Source organism: Phocaeicola vulgatus ATCC 8482 (genome assembly GCF_000012825.1).
In the GTDB taxonomy this organism is placed as follows: Bacteria; Bacteroidota; Bacteroidia; order Bacteroidales; family Bacteroidaceae; genus Phocaeicola; species Phocaeicola vulgatus.
On the sequence record NC_009614.1, the window covers coordinates 552155 to 577133 of the forward strand.

15 protein-coding genes and 1 tRNA gene are annotated in these 24979 nt (G+C 43.5%); 13 read left to right on the top strand and 3 right to left on the bottom strand.

The genetic code is table 11. From position 1 onward, the window contains the following. Positions 1 to 7: 7 nt before the first annotated feature. The 3 genes from BVU_RS01935 to BVU_RS01945 all read left to right on the top strand — a co-directional run bounded on the left by BVU_RS01935 (position 8) and on the right by BVU_RS01945 (position 4649). Positions 8 to 2575, top strand: coding sequence for a hybrid sensor histidine kinase/response regulator (locus tag BVU_RS01935; RefSeq protein ID WP_008667667.1), 2568 nt, complete (start codon positions 8 to 10; stop codon positions 2573 to 2575). A 101-nt stretch (positions 2576 to 2676) separates the two neighbouring features. Beyond that, positions 2677 to 4059, top strand: coding sequence for a sigma-54-dependent transcriptional regulator (locus BVU_RS01940; RefSeq protein ID WP_005852895.1), 1383 nt, complete (start codon positions 2677 to 2679; stop codon positions 4057 to 4059). 284 nt (positions 4060 to 4343) lie between these two features. Next, positions 4344 to 4649, top strand: a complete 306-nt coding sequence (locus tag BVU_RS01945; protein ID WP_008667669.1) for a hypothetical protein — start codon at positions 4344 to 4346, stop codon at positions 4647 to 4649. 64 nt (positions 4650 to 4713) lie between these two features. Here BVU_RS01945 and BVU_RS01950 read toward each other — a convergent pair whose 3' ends face one another. From BVU_RS01950 to BVU_RS01960, 3 genes are read right to left on the bottom strand one after another with little or no spacing between them, the layout of a single operon-like run. Then, the gene (locus BVU_RS01950) at positions 4714 to 5385 is read right to left on the bottom strand and encodes an RluA family pseudouridine synthase (RefSeq protein ID WP_005840104.1); all 672 of its coding nucleotides are present in this window, start codon (positions 5383 to 5385) and stop codon (positions 4714 to 4716) included. Position 5386: 1 nt separating this feature from the next. Then, positions 5387 to 6133: a 3-oxoacyl-[acyl-carrier-protein] reductase gene (fabG, locus tag BVU_RS01955; RefSeq protein WP_005840106.1), complete on the bottom strand. Its 747-nt coding sequence runs from the start codon at positions 6131 to 6133 to the stop codon at positions 5387 to 5389. A 31-nt stretch (positions 6134 to 6164) separates the two neighbouring features. Next, positions 6165 to 6764, bottom strand: coding sequence for a TetR/AcrR family transcriptional regulator (locus tag BVU_RS01960; RefSeq protein WP_005840108.1), 600 nt, complete (start codon positions 6762 to 6764; stop codon positions 6165 to 6167). 231 nt (positions 6765 to 6995) lie between these two features. Here BVU_RS01960 and BVU_RS01965 point away from each other — a divergent pair. The 10 genes from BVU_RS01965 (at position 6996) to BVU_RS02010 (ending at position 24943) form a co-directional block, all read left to right on the top strand. After that, positions 6996 to 7068 (top strand) — tRNA-Met (locus tag BVU_RS01965). Positions 7069 to 7391: 323 nt separating this feature from the next. Continuing rightward, positions 7392 to 7982 carry an RNA polymerase sigma-70 factor gene (locus tag BVU_RS01970; protein WP_005840110.1) on the top strand — a complete coding sequence of 197 codons (591 nt, stop codon included), beginning with the start codon at positions 7392 to 7394 and terminating at the stop codon, positions 7980 to 7982. Between the two features lie 54 nt (positions 7983 to 8036). Beyond that, the gene (locus tag BVU_RS01975; RefSeq protein WP_005852890.1) at positions 8037 to 8972 is read left to right on the top strand and encodes a FecR family protein; all 936 of its coding nucleotides are present in this window, start codon (positions 8037 to 8039) and stop codon (positions 8970 to 8972) included. A 152-nt stretch (positions 8973 to 9124) separates the two neighbouring features. After that, positions 9125 to 12478 carry a TonB-dependent receptor gene (locus BVU_RS01980; protein WP_011964733.1) on the top strand — a complete coding sequence of 1118 codons (3354 nt, stop codon included), beginning with the start codon at positions 9125 to 9127 and terminating at the stop codon, positions 12476 to 12478. A 13-nt stretch (positions 12479 to 12491) separates the two neighbouring features. After that, a complete protein-coding gene (locus tag BVU_RS01985; protein ID WP_011964734.1) occupies positions 12492 to 14033 on the top strand; it encodes a RagB/SusD family nutrient uptake outer membrane protein in 1542 nt (513 codons plus the stop codon). 98 nt (positions 14034 to 14131) lie between these two features. Beyond that, positions 14132 to 16579: a sugar-binding domain-containing protein gene (locus BVU_RS01990; protein WP_011964735.1), complete on the top strand. Its 2448-nt coding sequence runs from the start codon at positions 14132 to 14134 to the stop codon at positions 16577 to 16579. Continuing rightward, positions 16576 to 18657, top strand: coding sequence for a family 20 glycosylhydrolase (locus BVU_RS01995; protein WP_011964736.1), 2082 nt, complete (start codon positions 16576 to 16578; stop codon positions 18655 to 18657). The genes BVU_RS01990 and BVU_RS01995 overlap by 4 nt, the downstream gene beginning before the upstream one ends. Positions 18658 to 18719: 62 nt before the next feature. Beyond that, entirely contained in the window at positions 18720 to 21398 is a 2679-nt protein-coding gene (locus BVU_RS02000; RefSeq protein ID WP_041174389.1) for a glycoside hydrolase family 2 protein, read from the top strand. A 114-nt stretch (positions 21399 to 21512) separates the two neighbouring features. Then, positions 21513 to 23111: an arylsulfatase gene (locus BVU_RS02005; protein WP_032937921.1), complete on the top strand. Its 1599-nt coding sequence runs from the start codon at positions 21513 to 21515 to the stop codon at positions 23109 to 23111. A 281-nt stretch (positions 23112 to 23392) separates the two neighbouring features. After that, a complete protein-coding gene (locus tag BVU_RS02010) occupies positions 23393 to 24943 on the top strand; it encodes a DUF1566 domain-containing protein (RefSeq protein WP_005852876.1) in 1551 nt (516 codons plus the stop codon). Positions 24944 to 24979: the final 36 nt, after the last annotated feature.

Below are 24979 nucleotides of genomic sequence, written 5' to 3' on the forward strand. Positions count from 1 at the left end.
AACCACCATGAGCCTGCCCAACCGTTCCACCAAGCTGAAAGTTGCATTCGGCTATATTCTGCTGACTGCACTGCTCTTTATATCTATCGGATATATCTATCAAGAAATGAAGTCACTGTCCGGAACCGGTGATGATGAAGCCATCCTGAGCCAACGGCGCCATGTCACCAACCAAATTATCGGCCAGCTCTATCAGGCGGAAGTCATCGGACAATCACTCAGTACGGGACAAATAGAACAATACTACCGATACCAACGAGCCATGAAACAAGCCACCACGGCACTTGACTCCCTACGCACGTTGCTGACAGACAGCATACAACTGGCGCGACTGGATACCGTAGGAATGCTTTTCATGGATAAAGAACGGAATATGCGCAACCTGCTGAAAGCAATTCAGGACGGTGGGACAGATATACTTTACAAACAGCATATAGACGAACTGATCGCCCAGCAAGATTCCTTGCTCAGCCTTCCCCATGTACGAAAAAAAGTAATCACACACACCAATTCTTATATTATTCGTAAAAAGCCCAAAAGCTTCTTCAAACGTTTGGGAGAAGTGTTCTCGCCCGGAAAAGCAGATTCCACACAGGTCAACAATGTGATTCAGGAAGAATATACCGATACGCTGACCGAGGCATACAGTCCGGCAGATACTGTGGTCACCATGTTGAAAAACATACAGAGCCGAGTAACCGATACCCAACAAGAACGTATGGAAATGGTCAATCGCCGCACCCAGTCCCTGCGCCTCAGCGGCTTGAAACTAAGTCAGAAAGTCAATCAGCTATTAAGTACTATAGAGGAGGAAGAGCAAGCTTTGGCCCAAAACAAACATATACAAGAGGAATATATTCGCCAAAGCTCTATCCGCACAGTGGCGGGAATCGCCATTGTCGCTGTGGTTCTGGCTATTTTCTTTCTGGTCCTGATATGGAGAGACATCACTCGCAGCAACCACTACCGCCGAGAACTGGAAAAAGCCAAACGTCGCGCCGAAGACTTATTGGCGGCGCGTGAAAAACTAATGCTGACCATCACCCACGATATCAAAGCTCCCGTGGGTTCCATCTTGGGCTATACCGACCTGCTGGAGCGGATCACTACCGAAGAACGCCAGCGTTTCTATCTGAACAATATGCAGAGTTCAGCCAATCACCTGCTCAGCCTGGTCAAATCCCTGCTGGATTACCACCGGCTGGATGCACATAAAATGGACGTCAACCAGGTATCGTTCAACCCCCACCAACTGTTCGACACCATTTATATTAGCTTCAAACCGATGGCAGACTCCAAACAGCTGGAACTGAACTATCATTGCAACGAATCATTGAACCGCGTATACATAGGAGACCCGTTCCGTATCCGCCAAATAGCGGAGAATCTGCTATCCAATGCACTGAAATTCACTAAAGAAGGAGGCATCACCCTGCGGGCAGCATTGGAAAACGGCCAATTGCATTTCAGTATCAGTGACACAGGATGCGGTATCAGCCAAGAAGAGCAACAACGTATCTTTCAGGAATTCACCCGGCTCCATAATGCACAAGGACAAGAAGGATTCGGCTTGGGACTGGCCATCACCCGTAAACTGGTGCTTCTGCTCGAAGGGGATATCAAGATAGAAAGCGAACAAGACAAAGGCAGCTGCTTCCATGTATATCTGCCTTTGCCTGAGGGTCCTTCCCATCCGGATGAAAATCTTTCCGGACCGGGAGCAGAACATACTCCTGCTTCCCCTGACGCAACCGGGATCCGGCAAACAGACACTCCACGCGAAGACAGTGAGCCGATTCACCTGATTTTAATTGACGACGACCGCATACAGTTACAGCTTACCACCGCCATGCTGGAACGCCCCGGAGTGACTGTGACCTGCTGCCATCATCCCGAAGAGCTCCTCAACCAATTGAAAGAAAAGCGCTTCGACGTCTTACTCACCGACATACAAATGCCTGCCATGAACGGATTCGACTTATTGAAAGCCATCCGCACGCTGGACACATCATGGGTGCAAACCCTGCCGGTGATCGCCCTGACCGCCCGTAGCGATATGGACGAAAATTATTTCTGTTCACATGGCTTTGCCGGTTGCCTGCACAAACCTTTCACCATAAACGAATTGTTTACAGCCATCTTCCAGGTCACAGGAAAGGATGTACCCGCCACAGGAAATCCGACTCCCCATATAGCACCGGCCAAAGAAAATCATCCCCAACAAGAGACGTTGGATTTCTCCGCCCTGACCGCCTTCTCGGAAGATGATCCGGAAGCAGCCTCAGAAATACTCCGTACCTTCATCAGCGAAACAAAAAAGAACCGAGAGTGTATGGAAGAAGCATTGGCGAAAAAGAATATGGAAGACATCACGGCAATAGCTCATAAACTGTTGCCACTGTTCACCATGCTGGGAGCTACCCGTTGCATTCCTGCACTGACATGGATGGAACAAAGACGAGGGACAACCGAAATCGGTGAAGAAGCGATAGAGAAAACAAACTTTATAATAGAAGAAATAGAAAAAGTAATTGACGAAGCAAAAAAGCAGATCGAAATACCGAATGAAGCATGAAGAATTAAGCCCTGTTAAGTTAAAAGGTATTAGAAATAGAGTCCGTGTTTCGGTACACCGTGAAAAAAGCTTATTTTTGCACGAATAAAAACCACATAAAGATGCCACATTCCATTCTGATAGTAGAAGATGACTTGACTTTTGCCACCATGTTGAAAACTTGGCTGGGTAAAAAAGGATTTTCGGTTGATACAGCAAGCAGTAATGCGCGCGCACGCAAACAACTGGATGCACAACCATACGATCTTGTTTTGTCTGATCTGCGCCTGCCTGATCAAGATGGTATCTTCTTGCTTTCATGGATGAAAGAACAGAAATATAACATCCCACTCATCATCATGACAGGCTATGCTGACATCCAAAGCGCTGTACAGGCTATAAAACATGGAGCCAGTGATTACATTTCAAAGCCGATACAACCGGATGAGTTGCTGAAGAAAATTAATGAGGCATTGCAAAACAAAGCTTTACCCACACCGGTAGGAATAGAAAAGAACACAGTCGCGCCCAAAGCATCTAAGAACAAAGCCGTTCCCCACAGTGCAACCGTTCCTCCCTCTAATTTTCTGGAGGGGGAAAGCGAGGCAGCGCGCCAACTCTACAATTATGTAGGTCTGGTAGCCCCCACCCCCATGTCCGTGCTGATAAACGGTGCTAGCGGAACAGGTAAAGAGTATGTGGCGCACCGTATTCATCAGCTAAGCAAACGGGCCGACAAGCCATTCATTGCCATAGACTGCGGTTCTATCCCCAAAGAGCTGGCAGCTTCCGAATTTTTCGGTCATGTCAAAGGCTCCTTCACAGGGGCGTTAAACGACAAAACAGGAGCATTCGTAGAAGCCAACGGAGGTACTTTGTTTCTGGATGAAATAGGCAACTTAAGTTATGAAGTACAGATACAGTTGCTCCGTGCCTTGCAGGAAAGACGTATCCGTCCGGTCGGCTCCAATAAAGAAATAGAGGTAGACGTGCGACTGGTCAGCGCTACCAATGAGAACCTGCAACAGGCCATTGAAAAAGGAAACTTCCGCGAAGATCTTTACCACCGCATCAATGAATTCACCCTTCGTATGCCGGCATTAAAAGAGCGGCAAGAAGATATCCTGCTATTCGCCAATTTCTTTTTGGATCAGGCAAACAGAGAACTGGACCGCCAGCTGATAGGGTTTGATACCGCTGCCAGCCAAGCTTTACAAACGTATTCATGGCCCGGAAACCTCCGGCAATTGAAAAATATAGTAAAACGTGCCACCCTATTGGCACAGAGCAACTTCATCACCCTTGCCGAATTAGGTTATGAGCTGCAGGAACCTATAAGGTCCGCCGGTCCGCAGACATTCAGCCTGCATGATGAAGCGGCAGAAAAGAAACGTATCCTTGAGGCATTGAAGCAAACAGGAAATAATAAAAGTAAAGCCGCCATCTTATTAGGCATAGACCGGAAAACTTTATATAACAAATTGAAGCTGTACGATATTCAATAACTTTACCAACAAGAATCTACTGTACCGTAAGGCTGTTACCCCTGCTGTTCCAGTAGGGCACAACCTTACAGTATATACCCCATTCCCCCATCGGCCATGTGGAATAATTCCACAAGATATTCCCCATATTCCACACTTTTTCCCATCTTCCTTTCATCCCAATCGAAGGCAATTTGCTAAATATCAGCACTTTAAAAAACAATCCCGTTTTCTGGCACAGATATTGTTTTTCTGTTATCAGAGAAAACTAAACAACATAGTATTAACAGTAAAAACCTACAATTATGAAAAAGTTATTTGTTGCAGCAGCATTGGTAATGGGATTAGGAACATCAGCAGCATTCGCCGACAACTTTATGGTGGACTCTGTGACCGTAACTATGATAAATGACTTTACCCCTATTGAAGTGAAAGACCTTCCGGCTGCCGTGCAGGAAGCTATCACAAAGAACTATGCAGAAGCTACTATCAAAGAAGCTGCCGTAGAAGCGAACGAAGATGGAACTAAAACTTACAAGGTTGTTTTAACTGATGAAGAGGGAACTGAAAGCACTGTACTTTTCAGCGAAAGCGGAGAAGTTTTGAAGTAAATGAAAGATGCCTAAAAGTAAGAAAAGGGAATGCTGGGAAGCATTCCCTTTTTGTTTTCTATCTTTAATCCATCTCAAAGCCGTTCCACAAATTACCTTCGGGTACCGGTGCAGTCAACTGGATCATTTCCTTCGACACAGGGTGAACGAACTGTACCGTCCGAGCATGCAGGCAAATACTGCCATCCGGATTGGAACGTGGAAAGCCATATTTCAAATCACCTTTAATGGGACATCCCATCTTGGCCAACTGGCAACGAATCTGATGATGCCTTCCGGTTTTCAGATCCACCTCCAATAAATAATAATTCTGAGAATGGCCGATAAGCTTATAATGCAGTACAGCTTTCTTGGAGTTTTTTACTTCCTTATCGTATGCATAAGACTTATTCTGTTTCTCGTTACGTACCAGATAGTGTACCAGCTCACCCTCCGTTTCCTTGGGGCACTCTTTCACTATCGCCCAATAGGTCTTTTTCACCTCACCATTACGGAACATCTCATTCAGTCTGGGCAATGCCTTGCTCGTTTTGGCAAACACCACCAATCCGCTGACGGGACGATCCAAGCGGTGGGTCACCCCAATGAAAACATTGCCCGGCTTATTATATTTCTCTTTCAGGTATTGTTTCACCATCTCCGACAAAGGAGTATCACCGGTCTTGTCTCCCTGAACGATTTCAGAAGAAGTCTTATTGACTACAATAATATGATTATCCTCGTAAACAACTATCATATTACATGTTCATACCGCCGTCAACCTGGATAACCTGTCCTGATACATACGAAGACATATCAGAAGCCAAGAAAGTAGCCACATCCGCCACATCTTCAGGAGTACCTCCACGACGCAAAGGAATCTTCTTAGCCCACTCAGCTTTTACTTCGTCAGACAATTTGGCTGTCATATCCGTAATGATGAATCCCGGAGCGATGGCATTGGCACGGATACCGCGAGATCCCAATTCCTGAGCGATGGATTTAGCCAAACCGATCATACCGGCTTTTGAAGCAGAATAATTACATTGACCGGCATTTCCGTGAACACCCACTACAGAAGCCATGTTAATAATGCTCCCACTCTTCTGACGCATCATGATCGGAGTACATGCGTGGATAAAGTTAAAGGCAGACTTCAAGTTCACAGCGATTACCGCATCCCACTGTGCCTCACTCATACGCATCATCAAGCCATCTTTCGTGATCCCTGCATTGTTTACCAGAATATCAACAGAACCAAAATCATCCTTAATCTGATTAACCACTTTCTCAGTATCCTCAAAATTCGCAGCATTAGAAGCATAACCTTTCACCTTTACACCCAACGCAGCAATTTCTTTTTCTGTATTCTGACCGTTTTCATCAATTACCAAGTCTGTAAAAGCGATATTTGCTCCTTCGGCAGCAAACTTCAATGCAATCGCCTTACCAATACCACGAGCGGCACCTGTCACAATCGCAGTCTTTCCTGTTAATAATCCCATAATTTTTGATTTTATAATTATAAAGTTAATTTTATTCCTTATTCTGTTCTTTGCGTCCCAATGCGCCATACACAATTTTTGCCACGTATGCCCATCCTGTTTCATCGTCCAGCTCCTCACCTATCTGACCACGTATATAAGGCGCTTCAATTCCCTTCACGCAATAGTGCACAATATCCGCCACGATATTCACATTGTCTATATCAAAGATTCCCTTTTCCTTTCCTTCCGTCAACACCTGCCTGAACAGCTTTGTTTCCGTTCGGTCAAAATTCTTCCGCACTGCCTCCACTCTCCATATATCACGGAAAAAGCCGGCACGCAAAGTTCCGTTCCTGAACACCACCATCTTGATAGAGTCCAGATGTGTTTCTATCAGCCGCAGTATTTTCGTATCAGGAGCGATATCCTGTTCAGCCACTTTCTCCATAGCGCCCGACAGCATCTCTAACTCCGACTCCACCACTGCCATATAAATGTCTTCTTTGCTCTTGAAATACGTATAGAGCGTGCGTCTTCCTTTCTTGGAAGCCACCGCTATATCATTCATTGTCGTATCATCCACCCCGTTCTTCGCAAAAAGCTGACGGGCGACGTCTACCAATTTAGCCCTAGTCTTTGATACTGCCATATAAGTTCAATTGCACATTACATATATATGTGAGCAAAATTACATTTTTTCTTTGTACCACACAAACAAATAAAGTATAATCTTAAAGTAAATGTTAATTAACATATTACATACACTCTATATATCAACACATTAGATAAAAAGATTATTTTATTTGAGAAAAAGATGCAGAAATAATTTGGAGATTAGAAAAAAAGCCGTACCTTTGCACCCGTAATCAAAACACAACATCGCGGAGTGGAGCAGTTGGTAGCTCGTTGGGCTCATAACCCAAAGGTCGTCTGTTCGAGTCAGGCCTCCGCAACTAAAAAGAGGATAAATGATTGAATCACAATCTTTTATCCTCTTTACTTTTAAAACAGTCGGACAAAAGTCGGACAAAAAATAATTGAATTCATTAACGGTATACGTTTTCGAACTCGAAAAACGTATAAAAAAATGTTTTCAGAAAGAAAAAGAAAAGGAACTTCGGGTCAGCGGAAAGCGTACCTTCTGATACAAAATAAGCATATCCCCCTACACTCTCCATATTTTTACAGGTGATTCATACGTTTCACATTCGAAAAATTGTAGTACTAATAAAAAAAATGTATTTTTGTACTAATCATGAATCAAACAACGCATAAGATGACCGACCCCATCCAGATAAAGCACTATAAAGAAGACATTACCTCTTTTAACCAACTCTACAAGGAGTTTCAAAGACGTTTTGTACGCTTCGCCAATACTTATGTCAGAGATTTAACCACAGCAGAAGATATTACTATTGAGGCGATGATGTATTATTGGGAAAACAGGCAATCCTTAAGCGAAGATTCCAATATTCCAGCCTATATCTTAACAATTATAAAAAACAAATGCCTGAATTATCTGCGTCATCAGCAAATTCATGAAGAATACTCGGATAAAATAAAAGATTACTATGAATGGGAACTGAATACCCGGATCGCCACTTTACAAGCATGCGAACCTTATGAGCTTTTTATTTCCGAAATTCAAGAACTCGTCCAACAAACCCTCACCGACATGCCCGAAAAAACCCGTACTATCTTCATGTTGAGCCGATACGAAAACAAATCCTATAAGGAAATTGCAGTTCTCATGAATATCACCCCCAAAGGAGTAGATTTCCATATAAACAAGGCATTAAAGATGCTTCAGACTAACTTAAAAGATTATTTTCCACTCTTTCTCTATTTTTTTATGAAATGCCACTAGGAATTTTCCATTCTGAAGTGCTGTTTATATAGAAGCATAAAAGAATGCAATAAAATGGAAAAAGAGAAACTACATCGTTTTTTTGCCGGAACTACTTCTATACAAGAAGGCATGGACATAAGAGCATGGATGGAAGCATCCGAAGAGAACAAGCGCATTTTTTACAAAGAGCGTAAATTGTTCGATGCCCTCATGGTGCATGATGACCAAACTACAAATAACTGCATTTCCACCAAACGAATTCCCAAAATTATTCGTCAATGGCTGAAAATAGCTTCCGTCATCATACTGACGCTTACCATTAACTATTTATATCAGGAATATAAATCGGAAAATGAAGTCATTGCCATGAATACAGTATCTGTTCCGGCAGGACAACGTACCAATATTACTTTACCAGATGGAACTAATGTATGGCTGAATGCCCGTACCACTTTACAATATCCGGTCACTTTCAGCCAAAAGCAACGAACAGTTTTTTTAAAAGGAGAAGCTTATTTTGATGTAACCAAGAAGAAAAAAACTCCTTTTATTGTACGGACAGACAAATATGACATTGAAGTTTTGGGTACACAGTTTGATGTAGATGCTTATCCTGACCAAACGGCGTTTGAAACAACTTTAATGAAAGGTAGTGTAAAAGTTACCTCACAGCACTTTCCTGAACAGACAATAACCTTGAAGCCTCATCATAAAGCATATGTAAAAGACGGGCAGTTGGCAGTTACCAAAGTAAACGATTTCACTCCTTACCGCTGGAAAGAAGGTTTGATCTGTTTTAAAGATGAACCTTTCCAGACCATCATGGAAGATTTTGAAAAATATTATGGTATCCGGATCATCATCAATAACAAAAAGGTATTGAAATATTCCTATAATGGCAAGTTCCGTCAAGCAGACGGTATTGATTATGCATTAAGAGTGCTGCAAAGGGATATCCATTTTAAATATGAAAGAGCCAACGATGAAGAAATTATTTACATCAATTGACCAGACAATACTAACCTAAAAACAACAAGCCTATGAAGAAAAGCTCAAGTTAACCTTAAAAAGAAAAATGCCGATAAGTGTTGCCGCACTTACCGGCATAGACTCAAAACAATTTTTCAAGTAAAAAAATCTATTTAAATCAACGCAAAGGTATGAAAAATAACACTTTGTCGGGGAGATATTGCTTCAAAAATCCCCGATTTAAACAAATCTTTAGAATTATGAGAATTTCCACTTTCCTATTGATGGTCTGTGTGTTCTGTTCGTATGCTGGGAATGCCCATTCTCAAAATGCAAAAGTCAGCATACGTATGAATAATGTTAAACTGGATAAGATCCTGAATGAAATTGAAAACCAAACTGATTATCTTTTTATCTACAATAACCAAGTAGATATTAACAAAATTACTTCCGTAAAGGTCAAAAATGAAGCCGTAGCACAAGTACTGGACAGAATTCTGTCAGGGACCGGTATCAACTATGAACTGGAAGGTACACACATTATTTTAACTACAGAAGCTATTAAAGACTTGCATGCTCAACAACAAGCTAAAACAGTAACGGGAACGGTAACAGATGTCAGCGGAGAACCCATTATCGGAGCCAACATCCGTATAAAGGGAACCACAACAGGTACAATCACAGATATAGATGGCAACTTCAGTATTAAAGCCGAACCACAATCTGTTATCGAAGTTTCCTACATTGGTTACCTCACACAAGAAACGGTTATCAACAACCAAAAAAGTATCCGTTTTCTATTAAAAGAAGATACAAAAACTCTTGATGAAGTGGTAGTCATTGGATACGGTGTACAGAAAAAAGCAGACTTGACAGGATCTGTTGCAAACATTAACACAGAAAAACTAAATACACAAAGTAACGCCAACATCGGCCAGGCGCTGCAAGGCAAAATTGCAGGGGTAGACATCGTATCTCAAGGTGGTGCCCCAGGTTCGGGAACCCGTATCATGGTCCGCGGTATTGGTACGCTAAACAACGCCTCCCCTCTTTACATTGTCGATGGCATGTATATGAACAGTATTGATCATATCAACCCCAATGATATTGCCAGCATTGACGTATTGAAAGATGCCTCATCCGCAGCTATCTACGGTTCCCGTGCAGCCAACGGTGTTATCATTGTCACTACCAAAGAAGGAAGTAACACAGAAGGAAAACCTATCATTGATTTATCTGTCAACTTAGGTATATCAACTGCCAGCAAATTTCTTGATATGCTAGATGCCAAAGGATGGGCAGAAGTTACCACTATAGCCCGTCAAGCTATCGGCAAACCGGCATTAGACATGGCTACCGATCTGGCTAACAAACCAGACAATGACTGGCAAGACATCATGTTTCGCCCCGCACTGATGCAAAACTACAATTTGTCTGTAAAAGGTGGTGGAAAATATTCCACTTATTACACCGGCTTAGGTTATTTCAACCAAGACGGTATTGTAAAAGGTACCAATTACCAACGGTATAATATCCAATCCAAGAATGATTATAAAAGAGGGATATTCTCTGCTGGAACAAATCTCATTATTTCATTCAGTCATGACAAGCCCCTTCACCAGGAACTTCGAGGCGGCATGATTGGCACCATTCTGCAAAGTGTTCCTACTTTGGAAAAATATGATGATACTCGTGAAGGTGGATATGGTGGCACATATGGTGATGTGGTAAACATTCCTCACCCATTGGCCATTATTGATGACAACATCATGGACCGTTATAACGAAAATGTAAAAATATTCGCTAACTTGTATGCACAAATTGAACTTTTTAAAGGACTAAAATACAAACTGAATTTAACTCCAGACTTTTCTTTCGAAAGATATAAGAATTATCTCAATAAATATGATTTTGGATTAGCGACCAACAGCATCACCCAATTAACAGAAAGACAAAGAAGGAGACGTAATATACTTGTTGAAAATTTATTAACTTTCGACCGTACGTTCGGAGAGCATAAAATTTCAGCATTGGCAGGTTATACCTATCAAGACAGCAGATTCCGCCACATACAAGCCTATGGTGAAGGATTACCCCAGGGATTAGAAGAAATAGATGCAGCCACAACCAATCGCAGCAACGAAGGCAATTCATGGAGAAGTGTCCTTACCTCTATTCTCGGACGCGTATTCTATTCCTACCAAAATAAATACTTATTCACCGCCACTATCCGCCGGGACGGTTCCTCCAAATTCGGTAAGAACAATCGATATGGTTACTTCCCCTCTTTTTCATTAGGATGGAATGTGGCCGAAGAAAAGTTCATGGAAAACGTGCATTGGCTTGATCAGCTAAAGCTTCGTGGCGGATATGGCGTTTTAGGAAATCAAGAAATCGATAACTATCAATATTCCTCCACCATCACTACCGGCATCAATTATCCCGATGGCAACGGTGGTCTGCTTCAAGGAGCATTTCCTAAAAATTTTGCCAATCCGGATATAAAATGGGAAGAAACCGCTATGACTAATGTCGGCATTGATTTTATGGCTTTTAATAACCGACTAAGCTTAACAGCAGACTATTATGTGAAAAATACAAAAGATATCTTGCTGACCGTTCCTATTCCTATCTCTTCCGGTGGTGCCAATGACCCTATACGCAATGCGGGCAAGATACGTAACAATGGCTTTGAATTCAATTTAGGATGGATGGACCAACCCAATCCGGATATTTCGTATGGCATCAACTTAATTGGGTCTTTCAATAAAAACAAAGTAATAGCCATGGGAAGTGAAAGCGGATCTATCAAAGGCGGTTCTACCAACCAAAACATCACTACCAGTGAAACCAAAGCCGGATATCCTATTGGAGGTTATTGGCTTATCTCTACAGCCGGATATTTCAATAGTCAGGAAGAAGTAGACGCATATGCCAAAGACGGTAAAAAAATACAACCAGCCGCCGAACCGGGTGATATAAAATTTGTAGATGCCAACAACGATGGCGTTATCAATGACGACGACCGTGTATTTCAAGGCAGTCCTTTTCCCGATTTTACTTTCGCGCTGAATGGTAATATGAGATACAAAAATTTCGACTTATCAATCGGACTGCAAGGAGTGTTAGGAAATAAAATTTATAATGCAACCCGTCAGACATTAGAAGATGTAACCAAAGGTTCCAATTTTCTGGCAAGTTGCCTGGATTATTGGACTCCTGAAAACAAAAATGCCTCCCATCCACGTCTGACATGGGATGATCCTAACCGTAATACCCGTGCAGAATCCGACCGTTATCTTGAAAATGGTTCTTATTTGCGTCTCCGCAGTGTTCAATTAGGTTATACATTTCCTCAGACATGGTTTAAAGGTGCCATACAGCATGCCCGTGTGTATATTAACGCTGAAAACTTATTTACTATCACCAGTTACAGCGGATATTCACCGGATGTCAATGCAGACAATGCCAATTATCGGGGATTTGATAATTTTATTTACCCGACTAACCGTACTTTCATGTTAGGACTAAATGTAACATTCTAAAAATAAACATCTTATGAAAACATATATTAAAACGACATTGACCATATTGATTTCAGGCATGCTATTCAGTTCCTGCGAAGATCAATTAAACCAGGCCAATCTCAACCAAGCAACAGAAGATACTTTTTGGAAAGATGAAACCGATTTCAATCTGGCCTTGACCTCTTGCTATACTCCACTGAAGAATGCCCTAAACGGCGGTTATTATGGAACTCGCGGTGTAATGCTGAGAATAGCCCGAGCCGATGAAGTCGACTTCCGCAACGATATTTCGGATGTATATACAGTAAACCGTTTTACTAATAGTAATACAAACTCACTGACACAAGGCATGTTCTATCAATTTTACAATGCCTTGTACCGTACCAACTCCATTATGCAAAAACTGGAAGAAAAGAAAGAACAATTTTCTACCGATTTTCAAAATTCGGTAAAAGGAGAATGTCTTTTCATACGTGGCTTCTATTTATTCCAGTTAGCCAAAGAGTTTAAAGACGCCCCTCTCCGCCTGACAGCCTCCCAATCTCCCTCGACTTTCCCTTTAGCAAAATCATCACAAGCTGATATATGGGCACAAGCCAAAGAAGATTTAAAAACCGCTGCTTCCCTATTGCCCATAACGAATAAAATAGGAAAGCCTACACAAGGAGCCGCTTATGCCGCTTTGGGTAAAATATATGTCTATGAAGAAAATTGGCAAGAAGCGATAAACGTCCTCGAGCCTCTGACGCAGAATCCTTACACCTACAAACTAGTAGAGGACTTTAATTGGAATTTTGATGACACTCATGAAAACAATGCCGAAAGTATTTTCGAGTTATTGATAGAAGATGTGGGTGGAACAGATCTTTGGGGAGATGGAGAAAATATCAATTCCACCCAATCCAATACCCGCCCTAAAGAATATGCCGCTGCTGAAGTCGGAGGATGGTATGAAGCAAATCCTACCCAGCAAATTATGGATATCTTCTGGAAGGAAAAAGACAAAGACGGCAATTTTGATTATCGTGCCCGCTGTTCTGTGGCATGGGACTATGAGGGATGCACTTACTACCAAAGACCTTTCAGGGAAGTTTTTGCACAAGACAAGTGGAAAACATACTGGATTTTGAAATACCAGAACTGGAAGACTCAAAAAGATGAACCGGCACCTCCCAAGTCATTCATCAATGAAAGAGCCATCCGCTATGCCGATGTATTATTGATGCTGGCAGAAGCCTATATGAACAAAGGGGCTTTAGACACATCTATCGGATATATTAATCAAATCCGCCGACGCGCCAACCTGAATGACTATAGCGGCCCAATAACCAAAGAAGGGGTTTTTGAAGATCTGGTACACCAACGCGCCATTGAATTCTTTGTGGAAGGCGAACGTTTCTACGATTTACGCAGATGGGGATTGTTAGAGCAGACATTAAAAACTTGTGATGATACCCGCTATAAAAACTATCAGACTGGCAAATCCGATAATATCAATAAGTTCAACTACTTCCCGATACCAGCCAAAGAACTTGACACCAATCCACTTTGTACGCCTAGTGAAGGATGGTAAATCAACAGGTATTAGCTTATATATAACATCAGTAAATTAGTTCTGGGGCTGATTGTTCTTCAAGCAACATTCAGCCTCTCTTTCTCTTCACACTAACCATGAAACGTATCCTTTTATTTGTTTGCATACAATTTTTCTTATTGGCATCTTTTGCCGGAGAAACCATAAATTTCTGTAAAGGCTGGAAATTCCATCTAGGAGATGCAGGCAAAGGAGCCTCTTCTTCCTCATATAACGATTCTCAATGGCGCATATTGAATATTCCTCATGACTGGAGCATAGAAGGCACTTATAAACAATTTGAAAACGGAACCGACTGGCAAAGCGGCTTCCTGCCTGCCGGAATAAGCTGGTATCGAAAAACTTTTACCATTCCTTCCAAATGGAAAAATAAAAAAGTACAAATCCTATTTGAGGGCGTATATCTGAACAGCGAAGTATGGATAAACGGTCATTGGCTGGGCAAACGTCCTAATGGGTATATCAGCTTTGTATATGATTTAACTCCATATTTGCAAGAAGGCAAGAACCAAATCGCTGTAAAAGTAGATCACAGCAAAGCATTAACCGGACGTTGGTATACAGGATCAGGAATATATCGTCCTGTATACCTGCTGGTCAGTAACCCCACCCACATTCCTTATTCCGGAATCCATTTCAGATCCAAGCTACAAAATAAGCAATCTGCCACCTACACCCTATCTATAGAAATTGAAACACAGGAGAAAAAGCCAATCAAAGTAAAAACATATCTACAAGCTCCCAACGGTAGCATAGCCGATACTTCTGAAAAAATATTTGTCTCATCTGCAGATTCTCTTTGCTTCCTGTCAGGGAGCATCAGGAAACCATTATTATGGTCGCCTGATTCTCCTAACGTCTATACACTTATATGCCAACTGACAAGAGATAACAAGATACTAGATGAATGTAGATTACCTGTAGGCTTCCGTCAATTAGAATTCAACCCGGTCAGCGGATTCCTGCTCAATGGCAAATCACTAAAGATAAAAGGAGTATGCGATCATCATACAGTCGGTGCTGTAGGAGCCGCCGTACCCGACGACCTACTTCATTATCGTCTCAAATTATTGAAAGATATGGGATGTAATGCGATACGCACCAGTCATAATCCCTTCTCTCCTGCTTTCTATAATTTATGCGATACGATGGGAATCATGGTACTAAACGAAGGATTGGACGGATGGAATCAACCTAAAGCCGCCGATGACTATGGAAATTACTTTGATGAATGGTGGCAAAAAGATATGACTGATTTCATAAAACGAGACCGTAACCATCCCTCTATCATTATGTGGAGTATCGGCAACGAAGTAACGGGAGCTACCCCCGAAATCCAACACAACCTGGTCAGCCTATTTCACCAACTGGACCCTGACCGCCCTGTCACTCAAGGAGGAACTGATCCTACTAGAGGTATGAAGACCGATTATCAAAAAAAATTCAACTATCTAGACATTATCGGCTTCAATGGAAATGGAGAAGAAATAGGAGAACTAGAACACTTCCACAAAAACTACCCAACACTTTGTGCCATTGCTACAGAGGTACCGCACACTTATCAAACCCGTGGCGTATACCGAAGCCAGACACAATGGAGAAGACGGGATTTCCCCGCTCCTTGGGAAAAAGGAAACATAAACTGGGAACAATTTAAACATCGGGTCTTTCCTATACCTGACCTGACGGAAAAAGAATGCTTCCCCGAAGAATCCGATTATCCCTATTATCAATCGTCCTACGACAATGCTTCTGTACGTATCAGCGCCCGTAAATCATGGCAACGCACCTGTTCTTTCCCTTGGTTAATGGGAGAATTCCGATGGGGCAGTTTTGACTATTTAGGTGAAGCCGAATGGCCTCAACGATGTGGCAATTTCGGTATTATCGACATAGCTGCCATTCCGAAAGACGCCTATTTCCTCTACCAAAGTTTATGGACCGACAAACCAATGGTACACCTTCTTCCGCATTGGACGCATCCGGGAAAAGAAGGAAAAACAATTCCCGTAGTCATTTATACCAACTGTGATGCAGTAGAGTTATTTATAAATAATGTATCTTTGGGCAGTAAACCTTATACAGGGGAGCAACTGATATGGTTAGTTCCTTATTCGCCCGGAAAAATAGAAGCCCGAGGCATAAAAAAAGGAAAAATCGTGGCAACAGACTGTTATCAAAGTGCAGAAGCACCTCATTCTGTCGCCCTTGCCAGTAACAAGTATTCTGTAAAAGCCGGTTCGGATGAAGTCATACGCATAGAGATCGACATAACAGATAAAAACGGAATTCCTTGTCCTTATGCCTCCAATGAACTCAGTTTCCACGTAAGTGGACCACTCCGGCTATTAGGGGTAGACAACGGAAACCCTACAGATATGTTTCCATACCAACAGCCCCACTGCCGTTGCTTTCGGGGAAAATGTGTAGTATTATTACAATCTGACGAAGAAAAAGGAAAAGGAACCCTGACTGTACAAGGAACAAAATTAGTAGAAAAAAAATTAATCATCGAAGTGATATGAAAAAAATTCTTTTATTACTCTGTTTATGCTTATTCATAGAAGAGATTGCTTCTCGAGAATTAGACAAGACATTCCAGTTGCTTCCACAACCACAATCCATAGAACTGACTTCTGGAAAAGGAATCAATTATTGGGAGTTATCCTATATTCTGTCATCAGACACAACTTCCATCCCCATATTGGGAGATATGCTCAACAAACTTCCCCGTTGCCCACGAAAAGGGAAACCCATCCGGCTCCAACTCACCAGCCAGCATGTTCCTGCTTCTCCAGAAGGATACATGATGGAAATTAATGAAAAAGGAGTCTGTATATCAGCCAGAACCATGACAGGTATCTTCTACGGTTGCCAAACTTTAGAACAATTAATGGAAGACAGCCGGGATTTCAACATACTTATTCCAGCCATGCTAATCATCGATTATCCGGCCATTTCCTATCGGGCCGTGCACTTTGATGTAAAACATCATTTAGACCGCATGGAGTATTATTATCAGGAAATAGACAAACTGGCCCGATACAAAATAAACGCAGTTATTTGGGAGCTGGAAGATAAACTGCGTTATACCCGACGCCCCGAAATAGGTGCCCCCAATGCCATCAGCAAGCAGGAAATGCAAGCCTTATGCCGCTATGCCAAAGAACGGAATATTGAAATAACCCCCTTGGTCCAAGGTTTGGGACATGCCGGTTTTATTTTAAAACATCATTGGGAACTACGTGAAAACCCCGACAGCGACTGGGAGTTTTGCCCATCTGACCCTCGTACCTATGATTTGCAATTCGACCTTTACCGGGATGCTATCGAAGCCATGCCTTACAGCAAATACTTACATATAGGAGGAGATGAAATTACCGCCATAGGCATAGACCAACGCTGTAAAGCCACCGGAAAAACTCCATTTGAACTACAAATGATCTGGTTGAAAAAAGTATGCGATTTCGCAACAGCTCACAACCGCATTCCTATTTTCTGGGATGATATGCCATTAAAATACGGCGGTGTATGGGATTTGGTCAACAGTAATGAAACCCAGGATGAAATAGCAGCAAAATGGAACGATAAAAAATTGAATGAAAGCATCAAATTATTCCCCAAAGAATGTGTGTATATGCGATGGAACTACAAAGATGCCACCCAGCCGGGGCATCAACGCATTTTACAATGGTATCATGACAAAGGACTGAAAGTAATGGGAGCTACCGCTGCTTCGTGTGGCAGTTCTCCATTTATACCGCGTGAAAATTCACTGGCCGGCTATATCAAAGGATTCAGCAAATTAGTTGCTCAAAATCAACTGGAAGGAATTTTGGCCACAGCATGGGATGATGGTTCCCCACACTCTGAAACGGTGTGGCGTGGATACATCGCACAGGGAGAATATGGCTGGAACCCAACAGCACGGACAGTCGAAGCCTTCAAAGCCGCACATGCCCAACGAGAATTTGGCTTTCATCCAAATGACAACCATATGGCTTTTCTGGATGAACTGGAACAAGAAGCATTTTTCTTTGATGATGCCCTGGTCAATTCGGGAAGGCGCAATCCGGCATGGGGAACTACTGATTTTACTTTAATCAGCCTACCGGATCCAGACGCACCGGGAGCATGGAGCCGTACCTACCAACAAAAAATAGCCCAAGCAAAGGTGGAACAAAAACGATATGAAAAAATATGCCAAGGCATAAAAGAGGCTAAACAACATGCTTTACGCAACCGCTATACATTAGAGGTATACGAACAGACAAACCACTTGTTCAACTTCCCTGTCCGTCTGATTCTAGCCTTGCACAACTATGATATCACTATACATGAACAAGACAAACAGACAGCATTGCAACAAATAAATGAAGTGTGCAATGACTTTCAGACCATGAGAAAACAATTGGAAGAGACCTATTCACAGACCCGTTTTATGGAACAACCTGACGGTTACATTGCTGACCAAAACCACCACAACCATCTTGCCGCCAAAACCAACAACAGCGACTGGTGGTATTATTATGAAATTCCAATGATAAGGAAGACAAGAACATGGATGAACTCTCAGACCGCCCGACAGAAAAACATTCCATAAAAAACAACGAATGAAACTTTAATATAAAAAATAATATGAACCTTATAATACAACACTACTTTATGAAACAACATTTTTTATCTTATCTCATCGCCCTGCTGCTATTTCCTCTCTATGAGATGCAAGCAGCCTACCAGCCTGAGTTTTCTACTGCCGGTTTCTATGAACTGGCAAACTCCGGACGTGAAGTATATTCCATGAATCCGGCATGGCGATTCCACAAAGGAACCGCTACAGGTGCGGAAACCACCGACTTTAATGACCAGGACTGGAAAGTGGTTTCCCTGCCCGACGGCATTGAATATGTACCGACTGAGGCCAGTGGATGTATCAACTATCAAGGTGAGGTATGGTACCGCAAACATTTCACTCCGGCAAATGAATTGAAAGGCAAAAAACTTTTCCTGCATTTCGAAGCTATCATGGGAAAAAGCAAAGTTTTTGTAAACGGCAATTTATTGACCGAACACTTTGGCGGCTACCTGCCTGTAGTCATTGATGTCACCGATGCACTGAATTGGGGGACAGACAATGTGATAGCTGTATGGGCAGACAACAGCAATGACCCCAGTTATCCTCCCGGCAAAGCACAGGATGTACTGGATTATACTTATTTTGGCGGCATCTATCGTGACTGCTGGCTAATAGCCCATCGTCCGGTTTTCATCACCGATCCCAATTTCGAAAACGAAATGGCAGGCGGCGGGCTTTTCGTAGCATACGACAAAGTTTCCGACACTTCCGCAGAAATAATCCTGAAAGCCCATATACGTAATGACAGTAAAAAGAACTTCAAAGGAGTAGTAGAATATGAACTTCAGCAACCCGACGGCACACAAGCCGCATTTCTGAACGATGTCATTCAAGTACGTCCGGGCAAGGCAATCACTTCAAAAGATAAAATAACGTTGAAGTTTCCTCTGCTTTGGAGCCCTGAAACGCCTACGTTATATAACCTGATTGTCCGTATCCGCGACAATGAAGGAAATGTAGTGGACGGCTACCGCCGCCGTATCGGTATCCGCAGCATAGAATTCAAAGGAAAGGACGGATTCTGGCTGAACGGCAAACCTTATCCAAGCCCGCTGATTGGCGCCAACCGCCATCAGGATTTTGCCGTAGTAGGCAATGCCGTTGCCAACAGCATTCATTGGCGCGACGCTAAAAAGCTACGCGACACAGGTATGAAAGTCATCCGGAATGCTCACTGCCCTCAAGACCCCGCCTTTATGGATGCATGTGACGAACTGGGGCTGTTCGTCATTGTAAACACACCGGGATGGCAATTCTGGAATGACGCTCCTGAATTTGCACAACGGGTTTATAGCGATATCCGCAACCTGGTACGGCGTGACCGCAATCACCCTTGTGTATGGTTATGGGAACCTATCCTGAATGAAACCTGGTATCCGGCAGACTTCGCCAAAAATACCCTCGATATTGTCAATCAAGAATACCCTTATCCGTATTGCTATTCCGGTTGCGACAGCGAAGCACGGGGACATGAGGTATATCCGGTACTCTTCACTCATCCGGCCAATGCGGACAAGGATTGGGCCATCAAAAGCCTCGACCCTAAAATAACCTATTTCACCCGCGAGTGGGGAGATAATGTAGACGACTGGAATTCGCACAACTCCCCCAGCCGTGTGGCACGCAACTGGGGGGAACAGGCTATGCTCATCCAGGCACAGCATTATGCCGCCCCCCGTTATCCTTTCACCTGTTACGATGTACTCTGCCGTACTCCGCGCCAACACGTCGGCGGCTGTTTGTGGCACTCGTTCGACCACCAGCGCGGCTATCATCCCGATCCCTTCTATGGTGGTGTGATGGACGTATTCCGCCAACCCAAATATGCTTATTATATGTTCAAAGCCCAGCGCTCGCCCGAAAAACAAGACCGTCTTTTCGAAACAGGACCGATGGTGTACATCGCCCATGAAATGACTCCCTTCTCACCCAAAGACGTTACTGTGTACTCCAATTGTGACGAGGTGCGGCTTACTTATAATAAAGGTGGCAAGACATGGACTTACACCAAGCCAGCAACAAAAGAAGGAATGCCCTCACCCGTTATTACATTCAAAGATATATACGACTTCATGATAGACAAAAACATGTCTATGAGAAAGAAGAAACAGGACGAGGTGTTCCTACTGGCCGAAGGCATCATAGATGGAAAAGTAGTTGCCACGCACGAAGTACGACCGGCCCGGCGTCCCGAGAAAGTGCTACTTTGGGTTGACAATGAAAACACCGACTTAAAAGCTGATGGCTCCGACTTTGTAACCGTAGTAGCCGCCATAGCCGATAAAAACGGGAACATCAAACGTCTGAACAACTATTATGTGAAATTCCATGTAGAAGGCGAAGGACGTATTTTGGGCGGAGCGAATATACTGGCCAATCCGGCTCCGGTAAAATGGGGAACAGCCCCCGTGCTGATACAATCCACCTTGAAGCCGGGTAAAATCAAAATCACTGCCAGCGTATTGTTCGAAGGCTCGCAAATGCCTGCCAGCGCAGTGTTGGAATTAGAAAGCAAGCCGGCGGCTCATCCTCTCATCTACACCGAAAGTGAAGCTGCGCTGATTTCCATGAACAGCGACTCACCTTTCGGGCAATCAGCCGCCAAATCGGCTTCCGAACTGGAACAGGAACGTTTGCTGAAAGAACGGAATGCACAAAAGCTGAAAGAAGTGGAAAAACAGCAAGCTGATTTCGGTGAAAAGAAGTAAACCTTTCCATCCGGTGTGGGGAAGAGGCAGAAAGAGAAAAGCAATTCAAAGCCTCTTCTACTCCATCCCCACAAGGGATGGAACAAAATGAAAAAACTAAAATACAAATCACCCATGACATATAAGTTAACCGTTACAACCCTAGCACTAACTGCCATAACCTCCACTGTAGCAGCCACTCACGCCAAACCAGACACGGAACATCCCCATATCGTATTGATTTTATGCGATGATATGGGATTCTCTGATTTATCCTGCTACGGAGGAGAAATACATACTCCTAATATAGATTATCTGGCCGAACAAGGCATACGTTTCAGCCAATTTAAAAACACAGGACGAAGCTGCCCCAGTCGTGCCGCCTTACTCACCGGACATTATCAGCACGAAGCGGAAATGGGATGGATGACCGCGGTAGACGAACATCGTCCGGGGTATCGGGGACAGATTTCGGATCACCTGCCCACCCTTGCCGAAGTACTGCGCGACCAAGGCTATGCCACTTACATGAGTGGCAAATGGCATGTTACCTTAGATGCGGCCTTTGAAACCCCCAATGGAAGTTATCCAGTTCAACGGGGATTCGACAAATACTACGGCTGCCTGCATGGAGGGGGAAGCTATTACAAACCAGATCCCGTTTATCATAACCTGCAACGGATTACCGAGTTTCCGGATGATTATTACTATACCACTGCTATCACAGACTCTGCCGTTAGTTTTATCAAACAACATCCCACGCAGACTCCCATGTTCATGTACATAGCACATTACGCACCTCACTTGCCCCTACAAGCCCCCCAAGACAAGATAGATGCTTGCCGTGAGCGCTATAAAGCCGGCTACGATGTTCTACGCCAACAACGTTTCGAACGTCAAAAAGCCTTAGGGCTGATAACGCCGGAAATGGTTCTTCCAGTCTTCCAAAAAGAATTTCCGGACGGTAAACGACCCGCCTGGACCGAACTTACTCCACAGCAGCAAGAAAAATGGATAACCGATATGGCTACCTATGCCGCCATGATCGAAATCATGGACAGCGGCATAGGAAAGGTAATACAGACCTTAAAAGACAAAGGAATGTATGAACATACCCTGTTTCTGTTTATGAGCGACAACGGCTCTACCAGTGAAGGGGGATTCATCAAACAGCTGATGGCTGATTTAAGCAATACCCCCTATCGCAGTTACAAACAATGGGTATTCCAAGGAGGAACCAGTTCCCCTCTCATCCTTACAGACGGAAGAAGCAAAAGCCAGACAGAAAAAGGCAGTATCTGTCGGGAACCCAGTCATATCATTGATATTTTTCCCACCTGCCTGGATATTGCTTCCGCACATTACCCCGACACGTTTCACAATCAAAAAGTGAAATTGGCCGGAACCAGTCTCCTGCCGGCTATACGAAAACAGAAAATACAGCCGCGCGATCTTTTCTTTGAACATCAGACCTCATGCGCCATCCTGTCTGACGGTTGGAAACTAGTACGTGCCAACGGCAGACAGCCTTGGGAATTGATTCACCTCACCACCGATCCTTTTGAGACACAAGATCTTTCCGAACAATTTCCTTTAAAAGCAAAAGAATTAGAAAACAAATGGACACGATGGGCAGAGCAACAACACGTTTATCCTTTTGAATACCGTCCATGGACAGAACGAATCAATTATTACCAGTCACTATATCCCGATCAAAAAGGCAAAGAAAACTAAAAAGTTTCCATAAAAATCCCTGTTTAAATTTTCATTCATACAATTCCCTTCATTCAAAACAACAAAAAACTATGATTTTCAATGAGAATTTAAACAGGGAGACAATGAACACCCCTGCCATCTCCTCAAATTTCCCCTTATTCCCCTAATTTATCGAAAAAAAATCAGCTTTCGCCGAATAGATTAGAAAAATCGGCCGAGAACATTTACCTTTGCTGTCTAAAATTAAATAATAAATACCATTCAAGTTTTAATCATAAAACAGCAAAACGAAAACGATGATGAAAAAGACAACAACTATTCTCTGTTTGGGCATCGCTCTATGCATGTTGGGGTGTAGCGATGACGACGATCAAGTTACGACAACCTCCACCGTTCCTTTTTCTCTCACAGCATCTCTGTCTCCCCGTTCTTCAGATGCAGAGGATACAGGCATCCTGCAAGGCAACTGGGACGCCAACAGCCAACTGGCCGTAATAAAAACCGGTTCCAGCGGCGTTCCCAAAAGCATTCTCACAAGAAAAACCGACTCTTCTGACACCTTTACGGGCAATCTTTCGACACTGGTAAAGAATGAGAATGAAATTGCCGTATTTTACCCGGCGGCAGCCATCACCGCGAACAGCAGTGACACCCTGACCCAAACCCTCAACCTGAGCGGACAGGACGGAACACTGGCAGGTATAACAAATTATGATTACTTATGGGCACAATGTAAAGCCGGCATGAACGAAACCACAGGCTCTTCCGCCTGCGAAATGACCAGTTTGGTCACTATCGGTAAATTCCAGTTCACCGTCAACGGTGGCAGTCCTTTGAACAACATCACAAGAATTACCATAACCGCCACTGCCGGAACCCTCTACTCCAGTGCCGTTATGAAACTAAAAAACGGAGAGTTCAGCAGTACCCAAACAGGAAATATCACTATTAAAAACAAAGCCGGTATTTCCGGAACCACCTACATCTCCTTCTTCCCTTCCGAAGCACAGTTGCATTTCACTCTTGTTACCACCACCGGTGAAGTGTATGAGGCAGCTACTTCGACAACCATCAAATTGGAGAAAGGCAAAGTATACGAAGCTCCGGCACTCACTTGCACTCTTTTACCTTCTGCCAAGGTAGGCGATTATTACTATAGCGACGCTACTTTCTCCAGCGAGAAGAATGAGAATAAAACCTGCATCGGTATTGTCTATGCCCTGGATGATGCGGACGGCAATCTCTCGCCCACCCTGTCCACTTCTCCATTCGGACGCATCGTGGCATTAGGCGACAACCAGTCCAGTACCAAATGGATCAGCAAAGCAGAAGATATAGAAGGCATCGAAAACTATACCACCGCCGACGGCACATTGACAAGCGGTGTCCTCCCTTATTATAACGGAACCGCCGATTCTTTCTTCTCCGATAAGGACGAGGAACGTATCAAGGGGGCAACCATTCATGTTGAAACCGGACAACCTGCCACCTGGGTGTCAGAAGGAGCCATCAGCGACTTCAATGGAAAGGCTCACACCGCCTACCTCGGTAAAAGTTCTTCCAGCTACCCGGCAGGAGGCTACTGCTACCAATACAGTACCAGCGGCAAATCGGCAGGTGAATGGTATTTACCGTCGGCAGGCGAGTTGACTTTGTTGTGGGAACTTCAAAAAGCCGGAATCATTTGCAAAGACAAACAAGATTGTTTCAATGATTTCGCACGCAAAGCGTACTGGTCTTCTTCCGAACACTCGGCAGAATCCGCCTGGCATCTGAATTTTGTAAGTGGTGCGATAGTTGCCAACAGTAAAGCCAGCAACTACGCCACACGCCCTGTCGCACAATTCTAAAGGTCCGATGGAGGCACAGCAGTTCCCATTGGCTAT

Excerpts from the sequence above, each read along its gene's own strand:
- BVU_RS01970 (WP_005840110.1), top strand. The coding sequence starts at position 7,392 with ATGACCGACCCCATCCAGATAAAGCACTATAAAGAAGACATTACCTCT.
- BVU_RS02000 (WP_041174389.1), top strand. The coding sequence starts at position 18,720 with ATGAAACAACATTTTTTATCTTATCTCATCGCCCTGCTGCTATTTCCT.
- BVU_RS01945 (WP_008667669.1), top strand. The coding sequence starts at position 4,344 with ATGAAAAAGTTATTTGTTGCAGCAGCATTGGTAATGGGATTAGGAACA.
- BVU_RS01975 (WP_005852890.1), top strand. The coding sequence starts at position 8,037 with ATGGAAAAAGAGAAACTACATCGTTTTTTTGCCGGAACTACTTCTATA.
- BVU_RS01940 (WP_005852895.1), top strand. The coding sequence starts at position 2,677 with ATGCCACATTCCATTCTGATAGTAGAAGATGACTTGACTTTTGCCACC.
- BVU_RS01950 (WP_005840104.1), bottom strand. The coding sequence starts at position 5,385 with ATGATAGTTGTTTACGAGGATAATCATATTATTGTAGTCAATAAGACT.
- BVU_RS01935 (WP_008667667.1), top strand. The coding sequence starts at position 8 with ATGAGCCTGCCCAACCGTTCCACCAAGCTGAAAGTTGCATTCGGCTAT.
- BVU_RS01990 (WP_011964735.1), top strand. The coding sequence starts at position 14,132 with ATGAAACGTATCCTTTTATTTGTTTGCATACAATTTTTCTTATTGGCA.
- fabG (WP_005840106.1), bottom strand. The coding sequence starts at position 6,133 with ATGGGATTATTAACAGGAAAGACTGCGATTGTGACAGGTGCCGCTCGT.
- BVU_RS01960 (WP_005840108.1), bottom strand. The coding sequence starts at position 6,764 with ATGGCAGTATCAAAGACTAGGGCTAAATTGGTAGACGTCGCCCGTCAG.
- BVU_RS01995 (WP_011964736.1), top strand. The coding sequence starts at position 16,576 with ATGAAAAAAATTCTTTTATTACTCTGTTTATGCTTATTCATAGAAGAG.
- BVU_RS01985 (WP_011964734.1), top strand. The coding sequence starts at position 12,492 with ATGAAAACATATATTAAAACGACATTGACCATATTGATTTCAGGCATG.
- BVU_RS02005 (WP_032937921.1), top strand. The coding sequence starts at position 21,513 with ATGACATATAAGTTAACCGTTACAACCCTAGCACTAACTGCCATAACC.
- BVU_RS02010 (WP_005852876.1), top strand. The coding sequence starts at position 23,393 with ATGAAAAAGACAACAACTATTCTCTGTTTGGGCATCGCTCTATGCATG.
- BVU_RS01980 (WP_011964733.1), top strand. The coding sequence starts at position 9,125 with ATGAAAAATAACACTTTGTCGGGGAGATATTGCTTCAAAAATCCCCGA.